This is a genomic window from Mycobacterium sp. C31M (genome assembly GCF_053345865.1).
Map to the genome: position 1 here is coordinate 1 of NZ_JBKFAX010000015.1, position 12871 is coordinate 12871.

Below are 12871 nucleotides of genomic sequence, written 5' to 3' on the forward strand. Positions count from 1 at the left end.
ATCGGCATCCAACAACGCCTTCACCGATGCAGCGCGGTCGGCCAGCGCATGCTGCACCGCTTCCCGACTCGCCACCGCATCCGACTTCATGACCTCAACGTACGTGCGGCCACCGACAAAACAGGTCGGCTTGTGACACCAGAGGCCAACGGGGCCAAAGAAACTCGTGTCGCTCGAAAGTCGCTCCCCAGGTGGCACATTCGAGCAGTGAGGCGTGGGCGTCAGTCCACCGCGGCGCCCTCGGTGGCGATCGCCTTGGCCCATCGGTAGTCGGCCTTGCCCGCCGGCGAGCGCTGGATCTTCGGGTGCCGGATGAAGGCCTTCGGCACCTTGTACCTGGCGACCGACTGCCCACAGACCGCGGCCAGATCGTCGTCATCGGCGCTGGCGCCCTCGGCGAGCTGGACCACTGCCACAACCTCCGAGCCCCACCGCTCCGACGGGCGGCCCACCACCACGACGTCGTAGACCGCGGGGTGTGCGGCGATCGCACGCTCCACCTCCTCGACGAAGATCTTCTCGCCGCCGGAATTGATGGTCACCGAATCGCGACCGAGGAGCTGGATCTTGCCGTCTGCCAACATGTTCGCGCGGTCGCCGGGAACCGACCAGCGCACCCCGTCGATGGTGGGGAAGGTGCGCGCGGTCTTGTCCGCATCACCGAGGTAACCCAGCGGGATCAGGTCGCGGCGGGCCAACCAACCGCCACCCTCACCGGGGGTCAGCACCCGGGACAGGTCCTCGGCGACGACCGCGGTATCGGACTGGGCGTCGAAGACCGCCGCGGTCGTTTCTGCACCAGCGGTCGAGAACGTGCTCAGCTGCGCACCGGACTCGGAGGCGCCGACGGCGTCGAGCACCGTGACATGCGGGAGCGCTGCGTGGATGCGTTCCCGCACCGTCGGTGACAGGGCGGCGCCGCCGTTGGTGATGGTGAACAGACCGGACAGGTCGTACTCGCCGCGTTCGATCTCCTCGACCAGTGGTCGCGCCACCGCGTCGCCGACAACCGGAATGGTCAGCACCCGTTCCGTTTCGGCCAACTTCAGCACCTCGGCCGGGCGCAGCCGCTCGACGTCGTCGGGGATGACCAGCGTGCCGCCCATGGTGACGGCGTTGTAGGCCGCCCATTGCGCGGCGCCGTGCATGAACGGCGGGATCATCAGCATCTTCAGCGCCCCGGCGCCGGCCCGGGCCTTCTCGGCGAGCTCGTCGTAGGAGGCCAGCACCTGATCGCTGCCGAACGGACGACCGCCCATCGAGGACAGGAAGATGTCGTGCTGGCGCCAGAGCACCCCCTTGGGCATGCCGGTGGTGCCGCCGGTGTAGAGGATGTACAGGTCATCACCCGAGGCGTCCGGGAGGCCCGCCGCCGGCGCGGGTGTGTCCAGCGCGGTTTCGTAGTCCACCGCCCCGGACAGCAGGTCGTGCCCGGACTCGTCGGGCACCTGGATCAGCACCCGCAGGTGCGGCACCCGATCGCGGATCGCAGCCACCCGGGGGGCGAACTCGGCGTTGTAGACCAGCGCCGCGGCCTTCGAATCGTTGAGCAGGTAGACCAGCTCTTCCTCGACATAGCGGTAGCTGACGTTGAACGGAGCGACCCGGGCCCGGTAGCCACCGATCATCGACTCCAGATACTCGTTGCCGTTGCGCAGGTAGATGCCCAGGTGATCCTGGCCGGATTCGTGGCCGGCCAGGCCGGCTCGCTCGGTGTGGCAGCCCAGACCCTGCGCGGTGAGGAACCGGGCGAACCCGTCGACCCGGGCGTCGAACTCGGCATAGCTGAGTCTGCGATCCCGCCACACCAGGAAGGTCTGATCGCCGATCGCCCGGGCCACGGTGCTGAAAACCGATGACAGGTTGAAGGTCACTCCGCTCATGACACCCGACCATACATTGATCAAGCAAGCGTATGGTCGAGAATCCGGGTCGTCAGGCCAACGGCAGCGGGGCGTTGGCGCTGTCGAGGTGCTCGACCGTGGTGAACACCAGGTCGCCGTCGCCGATGTTCTCGATATCGTGCAGCAGGAACTCGCCCGGCCCGAAGTGGAAATGCCGGGTCTCGCCGGCGTCGTAGGAGACCTCGCGCACCGTGCCGTCGTGGGTGTGCTGCCGACTGCGCCCGGCGTTGACCGCCGTCCAGAAGTAATCCAGCACGTGGCGATGGGCGTGCCACCGCTCGCCGGGGGCCAGTCGGATCTCCCAGACCCGTACCCGGTCGTTCTCGCTGAGCAGTCGCGAGCCCACCTCGCCGTCATGGGCGTGCTCGGTGAACTCGGTCCGCAGCCAGTCCGGCCAGGTCTCGAAATCTTCTGCCACCAGTTCGCCGGCCAGTGGCAGGTCGGTCAGAAAGCTGTTGTCCCTCATGGAGTTTCCTTAAGTTCGTAGTTGCAGTTACTTCGTGTTGTTACGTTGTGCTGTGACCCGGGTGGGTCGGGTGAGGCTGCATGTTGTTTGCCGGCCTGTAGGTGCGGCTTGAAAGGACTGGCCGCCCGGCCTGCCTGGACTTCTCTGGCCGCTGATTGAGATCTGCGACGTGATCGCTTGTTTAAGGAGATGCCGGCGGGGTTGTCCGTGGGGATCATGTTGGTCAACAAGCGAATAGGAGCTTCGATGGCAACAGGCCAGTTGTGGGCTGGTGTGGATGTCGGCAAGGAACACCATTGGGTGTGCGTGGTCGACGACAAGGGCACTGCGGTGCTCTCGCGCAAGCTCGTCAATGATGAACAACAGATCCGAGAACTGATCGCCGCGGTCAACGCGCTGGGCCACGAAGTGTCTTGGACGGTGGATCTGACCACGGTGTATGCCGGCTTGCTGTTGACCGTATTGGCCGATGCCGGCAAGACGGTGCGCTATCTGGCCGGCCGCGCGGTATGGCAAGCTTCGGCGACCTACCGCGGTGGCGAAGCCAAGACCGACGCCAAAGATGCCAGGGTGATCGCCGACCAGTCGCGGATGCGTGGTGCTGATCTGCCGATGCTGCATCCCCACGACGACCTGATCAGCAAGCTGCGGATGCTTACCGCTCATCGTGCTGATCTGGTCGCCGACCGCACCCGCACGATCAACCGGCTTCGCCAACAACTCATCGCGGTCTGCCCGGCATTGGAGCGGGCCGCGCTGCTGACCCAGGACCGCGGCTGGGTGGTGCTGCTGTCGCGTTATCAGCGACCGAAAGCCATTCGCCAGAGCGGTGTTTCGCGTCTGACAAGGACGCTCGATGATGCCGGGGTGCGCAACGCAGCGGTGATCGCTGCTGCGGCGGTTGCGGCGGCCAAATCGCAGACGGTGCGTCTGCCCGGCGAGGACGTTGCCGCCGGTCTGGTCTCTGATCTGGCTAGGGAGGTGGTTACCCTCGATGACCGCATCACATCCACCGATGCCGACATCGAGGACCGATTTCGCCGCCATCCGCTCGCCGAGGTAATCACCAGCCTGCCCGGCATTGGGTTCAGGCTCGGCGCGGAATTCCTGGCCGCCGTGGGCGATCCCGAGTTGATCGGATCGGCTGACCAACTCGCTGCCTGGGCCGGACTGGCCCCGGTATCCAAAGACTCCGGGAAACGCACCGGACGGCTGCACACTCCCCGGCGGTACAGCCGACGACTGCGCCGGGTGATGTACATGTCGGCGCTCACCGCGATCCGATGTGACCCGCATTCCAAGGCTTACTACCAGCGCAAACGCGACGAAGGGAAACGTCCAATCCCGGCCACCCTCTGCCTGGCCCGGCGCCGCACCAACGTCCTTTACGCGCTTATCCGCGACAATCGCACCTGGCAACCTGATTCACCCCCGATCACCAAATCGGCGGCTTGACTTCTTCATTGAGAGTCCTTTCGTGGGGTTCAGCGTCCGGGCCCGTAGAGACCGAAGCGCAGATCGGGGTCCTGGGGGTCCCAGGTGTTGGTGAACTGGGAGCGTTCACCCATGCTGACGACGCGGCGCAGCAACGAATCGCTGAGCTGCAACTGGGCCGGTTCCCACTTGGTCAGCGCCGCCGGGATGTCGCCGGCGGTTTCGGCGAGTGCGGTGGCCAGTGTCCAAGCGTCGGCGGCGGCCTTGGCGGTGCCGGCCGCGGCATGCGGGCGCGACGCGCAGGCGGCGTCACCGATCAGTGCGACGCGGCCCAGCGCCATCCGGGTCGACCGCACATCGGAGAGCACCTGCAGATACGGCGTCTCGGTCGCGATGACCACCTCGGCGACCGCCGGTGCGAACAGTTGCGCCGCGGCACTGCGTATCTCGTCGATGTAGCGGTCCTGTACCTGGCCGGGGTGGATCGACACCGATCCGGCGAATCCGCGCTTGTCGATCAACATCTCGCTGAGATCGGGGCCGGCCGGCACGTTGCGGTACCAGACGTAGTTGATCAGCCGGTGCGCCTCGTCGAGGCCTTCCTCGCCGGGAATGGGGTACATGGTGATGTGCGAGTTCGGCACCACGTCATAGGTGATGGCGTCGTGCAGGGTGTCCCGGGTCGCCGCGGACAGCGCCGCCTGCGGCACCGTCCCGCGCCATCCGACGTACCCGGAGTAGGCGAGTTTCGCCGTCGGGTCGAAGCGTTCCCGGGCCGCCGAGGTGATGCCGTCGGCGAACACCACCAGATCGGCCGTCGCGGTGTGCCCGCTGGCGAATCGCACCGTGGCCTTTTCGTCGGTCTGGTGGAAACCGCAGGCGAATTCGCCGTAGTGATAGTGCTCGGTGCCGAAGTCGGCCAGCAACGCCCGGTAGAAGGTGCCCCACGAGGTGTAGGTCCAGCGGGCGGGCTCGCGGTGGGCGATGCTGCCGTCGGGGTTGAGGTACTGCACATGCGAGGTGGCGGTGTGCAGGTCGTCGAGGGACCTGCTGCTGCGTTCGGCGAACCAGCGCACCGTATCCGGTTGCAGCACGATGCCGCCGCCGCGGCCGTCCAGCGGCCCCGGGGTGCGTTCGTAGACATCGACGGTGAAGCCGAGATCGCGCAGCAGCAGGGCCGCGGTGAGCCCGCCGATGGAGCCGCCGACGACGATGGCCGAGGCGGTGTGAGGTTGGCTCATGAGTGGCTCTTCTCGGGGTCGGTGACGGGCGCGAAATGCTGGTCGACGGGGAGGGGCCGGCCCCGGGTCTCGGCGGCGAAGGCCAGGCCGACCACCGCGATCAGGCCGAGCGCGGCGACGGCGGCGGTGGCCAGCCCGAGGTTCCCGCCGAACCACGAGGCGGCGATGACGCCGGCACCGAGCGGGCCGAGCGCGGTGACGAAACGCCCGACGCTGTTGCAGACCGCCAGGGCGGTGGCCCGCACACTCGGCGGGAACACCTCGGGACCGTAGATGAAGGTGCCCGACAGCGCCCCGAACAGCCCGAAGCCCAGCAGCGGCATGGCGAACAGGAACTCGGTGTAGCCGCGGTCGAAGGGGAATGTCCAGGCGATCGACACCGCGGACACCGCGAAGCTGAGCAGGAACGTCTTGCGCCGTCCGATCGCGTCGGCGATGAAACCCCAGGACGCGTAGCCGATGATGCCGCCGGCGTTGAACAGCATGGCGGTGATGGCGACGCGGTGGTCGGTGACCGCTTGTGGCACAGCCTCGTTGGCGCTGATCTGCCGGATGATCTGCGGGTACCAGGTGGACACGCTCCAGAAGGCCAGCAGGGCGCCCGATGCCAGCGCGGTGCACACCAGCATGGGCCGCAGCAGCGGCGGCGAGATGAGCCGACGCAGGACGAACTGCTCGCGGGTACCGGCGGCCTTGCGCTGTTTGCGGGCATGCATCTGGGCGTTGATCTCCGGTGGTTCCGGGACGTAGCGGCGGATGAACCACACCAGCAGGGCCGGCAATCCGGCCAGCAGCATCATGAATCGCCAACCGTGGTCGCCGAGTAGGGCGTACACCGCGGCCGCGGCAAAGAAGCCACCGGCGTAACCGGCCATCATGACGCCACCGGCCCGGGCGCGGTAGCGGTTGCGCCAGGTCTCGGCGATCAGCGCGGCACCGACCGGTGCCTCGACCCCGGAGCCGACACCGGCGACGAAGCGCAGGACGCCGAGCTGCCACCAGGTGTCGGCGAACGCGGCCAGCGCGCTGAACACGGCGTAGGTCAGGATGCCCACCGACAGCACCCGGGTGCGGCCGAAATAGTCGGCCAGCATGCCGAACATGATGCCGCCGACCGCCCAGCCGATCAGGAACAGGGCCACGGTGAGCCCGCCGTACAGGCCGATCGACGACGAGGACACGGCCAGACCGCTGTTGGGCAGTAGTTCGGTCATGGTGGGCCCGAGCACCAGCACGTAGAGGCTGCCGGCGAAACCGTCCAGCCCCCAGCCCAGCGTGGTGCCGGCGAGCACCAGCCATTGCACGCGGGTGATCTCATGACGCCAGCCGGAGTTCGGCGGGCGGGATTTCAGGGACATCAAAAGCCTTTCAGCAGTTCGGAATCAGGTCAGTTGAGGCGGCGCTGGCCGAAGTTGCCGTACCAGTCGACGGGCTCGGCGGCGGTGCGCACCACGATGGTCTTGATCCAGGAGAAGTCGTCGAAGGACTCGGTGCCGGCGTCCTTGCCGGTGCCGGATTCCTTGACCCCGCCCCAGGGCAGCGAGGGCTCCAGGCGGTGATGGTCGTTGACCCACACCATGCCGGCGGTGATCCGGGACGCGACGCGATGGGCGCGGGCGACATCGAGGGTCCACACCCCCGCACCCAGCCCGAACTGGTTGTCGTTGGCCATCACCACCGCATCGGCCTCGGTGTCGAACGGGATGACCACCGCGACCGGACCGAAGATCTCGTCGCGGGCCACCGTCATCGCCATCGTGGCGTCCGAGAGCACGGTGGGTGCCACAAAAAATCCTTGGCGCAACGCATCGGGCAGGGCGGGATCGGCACCCCCGGCGGACAGCCGCGCGCCCTCGTCGACACCGGTCTGGATCAGCGCACGCACCTTGTCTCGCTGCCGGGCGCTGATCAGCGGACCCATCTGGGTGTCGGGGCTGCCCGGGTCGCCCACCACGATCGACTCGGCGCGCCGTCCCAGGGCCGCAACGAACTCGTCATAGATGTTGCGCTGCACCAGGAATCGGGAACCCGCCACACAGGACTGCCCGGCGGCGACGAAGGCGGCGAAGGCCGCGCCCTCGGCGGCGCTGACCGGGTCGACATCGTCGAACACGATCACCGGGGTCTTGCCGCCGAGTTCGGCGGTCACCCGCGCGAACCGGGCCGCGGTGGCCACCGCGGCGGAACGGCCGGCCTCGGTACCGCCGGTCAGGGTGATTTTGGCGACGTCAGGGTGCTCGGTCAGCCGGATGCCGGCCTCTCGGCCGCCGGTCACCACGGTGACAACCCCGGCGGGCACCCCGGCCTGGCCGAGGATGTCGGCGAGTGCCAGCGTGGTGAGCGGGGTCAGCTCGGAGGGTTTGACGACGACGGTGTTGCCGTTGGCCAGGGCCGCGGACAGGCTGCGGGCCAGGATCAGCAGCGGATGGTTGAACGGGGTGATGATCCCGCACACCCCCAGCGGCAGTCGCTGCTGATAGGTCAGGTAGGGGCCGTCACCGGGTAGCACCGAATTACGCTGGGCGGCAAGCAGTCCGGCGTTGTACCGGAACCACTCGGGTACCCGGGACAACTGCGCGCGGGTTTCGGTGATGGGGCGGCCGTTGTTCTGTGCTTCCAGGGTGTACAGGCGCTCGGCCTGGTCCTCGATGGCATCGGCGATCCGCAACAGAAGGCGCGCCCGCTCGCTGCGCGCCATCTCGACCCACGGGCCGGCCTCGAAGGCGGCCTTGGCCGCGGCGACGGCGGCGTCGACATCGTCGGCGCCCATCTCGGCGACCGTGGTGATCACGGTGCCGGTCGCCGGATTGAGGATCTCTCGGACATCGGGCCCGGAGGTGTCAGGGGTGCGGGGTGCGGCGTCGGTGCTGCTGGTCATTCGGGTGTCCTTACTTTCCGGTGAACCCGCCGTGCTGCGATGTGGTCAACAGCACGGCGTCGATATGAGTGTCGTCACGCCCGAGCGGTCGGGCAATGTCGCTCGGGCCATAAGAATCAGATTCTTATGTGCTATATGACATACGCATGTCATGCTGTCGTGGTGAGCGGGAGATCTGCCGGCGGTCGGCCCGGCGTCGAACTGTCGACCTGGTTGGGTGCCATGCGGGAGCTCAGCGCCGCCGCGACCGCGGCGACCGACCTGGCGGACCTGCTGGGACAGGTCGCCACCACCGCACGGGCCCTGCTGGGGTTCGATTTCTGCGGTGTCCTGATACCCGACGCCGAACAGACCCGGCTGGTGGTGGCCGGGTGGAGCGGGTTGTCCGAGGAGTACGTGAACCGGGTCAACGGTGACCGACCCATCCGACTCGACGGCGGCGCGCCGTCGAGTCGGGCGTTCCACGCGGCGCAATCGGTCACCATTCGCGATATCGCCGCCGACCCTGAATTCACACCGTGGGGTGGGGCCGCCCAGGAGCAGGGCTACCGCGCGATGATCAGCGTTCCGCTGATCGCGGCGGGCCGCACCCTGGGCACCCTCAACGGCTACTACACGCCGGTGCACACCTTCACACCGTTCGAAATCGAGCGAATGACGCTGTTGGCCAACCATGCCGCCATCGCGCTGACCTCAGCCGACCGGCTGGACCAACTGCGTCAACTCAATACCGAACTGCGGGCGCAGCGCGATGCCCTGGCGCGTTCGGAGGAGATCCACAACAGCCTGCTCGCGGTCACCTTGCGCTCGGGCGGGCTCAGCGGGGTGGCCGAGGCGCTGGCCGAACTGATCGCGGCGCCGGTGCTGATCGAAGGCCCGCTGCACGAGGTGCTGGCCACCGCAGGGGCGGCGGATCTGTTGCCCGGCAGCGACATCCGGATGGCACTCGATGCCGAGGGGCATCGCTCGTCGCGCCCGACACGGATCGGCGCAGGCTTTTTCGTGTCCTCGCCGGAACTCGACGGTGAGCTGGTGGCCCGGATCTGGTTTCCCGCCGGGGCAGCCGAGCCCGATCCGATGACGGTGCGGGCGGTCGAGCACGCGTCGATGGTCGTGTCGCTGGAGCTGCTGCGCGCACGCACCGCCGTGGAGGTGGAGCAGCGCCTGCGCGGTGAGCTGTTGTCCGAGGTGCTCGGTTCGGCGGCGCAGCTGCCGGAGCCGGTGCTACGCCGGGCCCAGTTGCTCGGCCACGATCTGAGCCGGCCGCACATCGTGATCGTGGCGCGGCTCAACAGCCTGCCCGACCGATCGGGAAAGCTGCTGCGGCAGCGTATTTTCGGGCTGGTCACCGATCTGGCGGCCGATCAGCGGCCGCGCCCGCTGGCCGCCTCGATTCGTGACGACATCGTGGTGTTGTGGCCCGAGGGCACCGCCTCGGCGTCGGTGTTGGCGGCCTCGATCCACCGGACCATCGTCACCGTCGCCGACGGTGTACAGGCGACGGTCGCCGCCGCGGCAGCCGGCGGTGTGACCTACGCCGAGGTCTATCGCAGTGTCCGGGGCGCGGTGACGATCGCGGTGGCCGCACACCGCACCGACGAGGTGGTGACGTTGGCGGACCTGGGGGTGGCGGGTCTGCTGTTGCAACTCGATGATCCGACTCTGCTCAGCGGGTTCGCCGACCGCACGCTGGGCCCGCTGCGAACCTATGACGCCACCCATGGCACCGAACTCTTGCGCACCATCCGCACCTATCTGGCCTGCCACCAGGACCGTAAGCGCGGGGCCGCGGAGTTGCACATCCACCCCAACACCCTGACCCAGCGGCTTCAGCGCATCGAGACGTTGTCGGCGGTGTCGCTGGCCGATCCCAGTGCGGTGTTGCAGTTCGCGACTGCATTGACTGTTGATGATGTCGCCGCGCAGCGTTGAGGCATTGCCATGGCGGTGGACACATACATCAAAGCGAACTATGTGACCGTTCACATTGAATCGGCGTGGTCGTCGGCCGACACTCGTATCGACACCGCCGTTGGAAGGACGTATCGATGATCAGTGCCACGCTCGCGCCCGGAGTGATCGACGTGCACGCACACTGGCTGCCGCGCGAGCTGTTCGGCCTGCCCGGCGCCGGGCCGCACGGTCAGATGAACGACCGCGACGGCAAGCTGTTCCTCGGCGAGATCCCGCTGTCGATCGCCACCGAGGCGATGAGCGATGTCGCGGCGATCCGCGAGGACATGCGCCGCAACGATGTCGGGGTCCGGGTGCTGTCGGCGCCGCCGTTCGCCTTCCCGCTGCAACCCGGCGCCGCCGCCGACACCTATGTGGCGGCCTTCAACGATGCGCTCGGCGAGGTGGTCGCGAACGCCGACGGCGCACTGCTGGGCCTCGGGCTGGTCAGCCTCGCCGACGCCGGCGCGGTCACCGCGCAGCTCAAGGCGTTGGCGGCCACCGAAGGTATTGCCGGAGTGGCGGTTCCGCCGCTGTTCGATACGCAGTCGCTGGACGGTCCGGTACTCGGCCATGTGTTGCGCGAGGCCGCGGGCCTGGACCTGGCGGTGCTGGTGCACCCCATGCAGCTGCCGCAGCCGCAGTGGACGTCGTATTACCTGAACAATCTGATCGGCAACCCTGTCGAATCCGCCACCGCCGTGGCATCGCTGATCCTCAGCGGACTCAAGGATGAGCTGCCCGGCCTGCGGATCTGCTTCGTCCACGGCGGCGGGTGCGCACCGGGTCTGCTCGGTCGGTGGCGGCACGGCTGGGAGGCCCGCGCGGATGTCCGCGCGGGCGATTCCCGGCCACCGCAGGAGGTGTTCGGCGAGCTGTACTTCGACACCGTCACCCACGGGGCGCCGCAGCTGGACCTGCTGTGCGAGGTCGCCGGTGTCGACCGGGTGGTGTGTGGCAGCGACTATCCCTTCGATATGGCCGATGCCGATCCCGCCCGCTTCGCCGTCGAGCACGGTCCCGGCCGCGACGCCGTCATCCGCGCCGCGCTGGCCTATCTCGGCATCTCGGGGGAGTAGCTCATGGCCACGTTGTTCAGTCCGCTCACCTTGCGTGAGGTCACCTTCGCCCATCGGGCGTGGATGTCACCCATGATGCAATTCGCCGCGTTCCCAACCGGTCCCGACGAGGGATCGCCGACCGACTGGCACCTGCAGCACCTCGGCGCCCGCGCGGTCGCCGGTGCGGCACTGATCATGGTGGAAGCCACCGCCGTGCATCCGGTCGGCCGCAGCAGTGTGTACGACCTCGGACTCTGGAACGACGGGCAGGCCGACGCACTGCGCCGGATCGCCGAGTTCGTGACGTCCCAGGGATCGGTACCGGGCATTCAGCTGGTGCACGCCGGGCGCAAGGGCTCCACCGGTCGGCCCTGGGACGATGACGGACACCGTTGGCCCACAGTCGGTCCCAGCGCCGTACCGTTCGGCAGGCTGCCGGCGCCGGCCGAACTGGACCTCGCCGAGATCGCGGACATCACCGTGGCGTTCGCGGCCGCCGCCTGGCGCGCCGCCGCGGCCGGATTCAAGGTCCTCGAATTACACGGTGCGCACGGTTATCTCATCCACCAGTTCCTGTCCCCACAGTCCAACACCCGCACCGATCACTACGGCGGATCGCTGGAGAACCGGATGCGGTTCGCATCGGAGGTCGTCACCGCGGTGCGCCAGGCCTGGCCGGCCGAGCTGCCGCTGTTCTTCCGGGTATCGGCCACCGACTGGCTCGGCGGCGATACCGATGACCCGCGGCCGGGCTGGACCGTCGCCGACACCGTCGTGCTGGCCGGGCGGCTACAGGCACTCGGCGTGGACCTCGTCGACGTCTCCAGTGGGGGATCGGCGCCCGACGCGAAGATCACCGTCGGCCCCGGTTATCAGGTCCCGTTCGCCGCCCGGATCCGCAAGGAGGTCGACATCCCGGTCAGCGCGGTCGGCCTGATCACCGACGCGGATCAGGCCGACGCCGTCGTCATCGGCGAACAGGCCGATGCGGTGTTCCTGGCGCGGGAACTGCTCCGCAACCCGGGTTGGGTGTGGCAGGCCGCCGCGCACCTGGGCGCCGAGATGGCCCACCCGGCCCGGTACGCCCGCGCGTTCTAAGCCGGGAAGAACCCGTCCCCGGTCAGCGTGCCGGGCTGCCAGCCCATCGCCCCGCGACACAGCATCGGCCGGCCGTCGGTGGTCTGCGCGGCGCCCTGGGGCACCGCACACGGCGCACCGACCTCCTGCACCCCGTGCAGCGGGTAGGAGATCGTCCAGAACCCGGTGTAGACGGGCGGCCACTGGTTGGGGATCCAGCTGCACTTCATCGCCTGGCCACCACGGCCGCGGCCGAAGGTGAACAGCTGGTAGTTGTCGCACGGGGCGCCGAGCGCCGCGTGGTAGTTCATGCCCGGGACATCGGTCGGGTAGCGACCGGACTCGTCATCGGCGGTGGCCGGCGCAGCAAAGGTCAGCGCGGCCAGTGCGGCGGTCGCCGCCACTGTCAGTTCACGAATCATGTTCACCCTCGCCGTGGCCGGTCATCACGGGGTGAGCTTAATGGCGCAGACCGCCGGTGGGTGGCTATTCCGGCGCGTCGAGCACGCTCACCGCAATCCCGTACGGCAGGAACCGCACCCGCCGGGACGGATCGGTGTTGTTCTTGTTGGCGCGCAGCGCGTCGAGTTCGCTGGGATAGACCTCTTCGATATGCGCACCGCCGGCGTCATCGACGGTGTAGATCGCCCACACCCCGTCACCGGTGTCACCGGTGGTCTCGGGGGTGGGTGCCGGCCGGGCCTGATTGGTGAACTGGTCGATCAGGGTGGCCCAGCCCGCACGCTTGCCGAACCGGTCCAGCGCATCGCGCAGGCCCTCGCCGGCCTCACGGGCGAGCCTGTCAAACTCTTCTGGGTCGATACCGAACGGCCCGTTCTGGCTCATTGCCGTCCTCC

Annotated in this window: 11 protein-coding genes; 4 read left to right on the top strand and 7 right to left on the bottom strand. The window is 68.2% G+C overall.

What is annotated here, in order from left to right; translation table 11 throughout:
* Positions 1 to 221: 221 nt before the first annotated feature.
* Both ACLBYA_RS21750 and ACLBYA_RS21755 read right to left on the bottom strand, forming a co-directional pair.
* Positions 222 to 1883 carry an acyl-CoA synthetase gene (locus tag ACLBYA_RS21750; RefSeq protein WP_447711526.1) on the bottom strand — a complete coding sequence of 554 codons (1662 nt, stop codon included), beginning with the start codon at positions 1881 to 1883 and terminating at the stop codon, positions 222 to 224.
* A 52-nt stretch (positions 1884 to 1935) separates the two neighbouring features.
* Positions 1936 to 2370, bottom strand: a complete 435-nt coding sequence (locus tag ACLBYA_RS21755) for a hypothetical protein (protein WP_447711527.1) — start codon at positions 2368 to 2370, stop codon at positions 1936 to 1938.
* Positions 2371 to 2616: 246 nt separating this feature from the next.
* Between ACLBYA_RS21755 and ACLBYA_RS21760 the strand changes: the two genes are divergently transcribed.
* Positions 2617 to 3825: an IS110 family transposase gene (locus ACLBYA_RS21760; protein WP_447711705.1), complete on the top strand. Its 1209-nt coding sequence runs from the start codon at positions 2617 to 2619 to the stop codon at positions 3823 to 3825.
* A gap of 29 nt (positions 3826 to 3854) precedes the next feature.
* Here the strand turns inward: ACLBYA_RS21760 and ACLBYA_RS21765 are convergent, their stop codons facing one another.
* Genes ACLBYA_RS21765 through ACLBYA_RS21775 form a run of 3 tightly spaced genes read right to left on the bottom strand, consistent with a single transcriptional unit; the run spans position 3855 to position 7923 of the window.
* Positions 3855 to 5045, bottom strand: a complete 1191-nt coding sequence (locus ACLBYA_RS21765) for an FAD binding domain-containing protein (RefSeq protein ID WP_447711528.1) — start codon at positions 5043 to 5045, stop codon at positions 3855 to 3857.
* Positions 5042 to 6403, bottom strand: a complete 1362-nt coding sequence (locus tag ACLBYA_RS21770) for an MFS transporter (protein WP_447711529.1) — start codon at positions 6401 to 6403, stop codon at positions 5042 to 5044. Before ACLBYA_RS21770 ends, ACLBYA_RS21765 begins: the two co-directional genes overlap by 4 nt.
* Before the next feature lie 29 nt (positions 6404 to 6432).
* Positions 6433 to 7923, bottom strand: a complete 1491-nt coding sequence (locus ACLBYA_RS21775) for an aldehyde dehydrogenase family protein (RefSeq protein WP_447711530.1) — start codon at positions 7921 to 7923, stop codon at positions 6433 to 6435.
* 162 nt (positions 7924 to 8085) lie between these two features.
* Between ACLBYA_RS21775 and ACLBYA_RS21780 the strand changes: the two genes are divergently transcribed.
* The 3 genes from ACLBYA_RS21780 (at position 8086) to ACLBYA_RS21790 (ending at position 12035) form a co-directional block, all read left to right on the top strand.
* Positions 8086 to 9855, top strand: coding sequence for a GAF domain-containing protein (locus tag ACLBYA_RS21780; RefSeq protein ID WP_447711531.1), 1770 nt, complete (start codon positions 8086 to 8088; stop codon positions 9853 to 9855).
* Between the two features lie 116 nt (positions 9856 to 9971).
* Positions 9972 to 10955: an amidohydrolase family protein gene (locus ACLBYA_RS21785; RefSeq protein ID WP_447711532.1), complete on the top strand. Its 984-nt coding sequence runs from the start codon at positions 9972 to 9974 to the stop codon at positions 10953 to 10955.
* Positions 10956 to 10958: 3 nt separating this feature from the next.
* Positions 10959 to 12035, top strand: coding sequence for an NADH:flavin oxidoreductase/NADH oxidase (locus ACLBYA_RS21790; RefSeq protein WP_447711533.1), 1077 nt, complete (start codon positions 10959 to 10961; stop codon positions 12033 to 12035).
* On the opposite strand, the gene ACLBYA_RS21795 is transcribed toward ACLBYA_RS21790, so the two are convergent.
* On the bottom strand, positions 12032 to 12436 hold the full coding sequence (locus tag ACLBYA_RS21795) for a hypothetical protein (RefSeq protein WP_447711534.1): 405 nt from the start codon (positions 12434 to 12436) through the stop codon (positions 12032 to 12034). The genes ACLBYA_RS21790 and ACLBYA_RS21795 overlap by 4 nt on opposite strands.
* A 64-nt stretch (positions 12437 to 12500) precedes the next feature.
* Positions 12501 to 12860, bottom strand: a complete 360-nt coding sequence (locus ACLBYA_RS21800; RefSeq protein ID WP_447711535.1) for a hypothetical protein — start codon at positions 12858 to 12860, stop codon at positions 12501 to 12503.
* Positions 12861 to 12871: the final 11 nt, after the last annotated feature.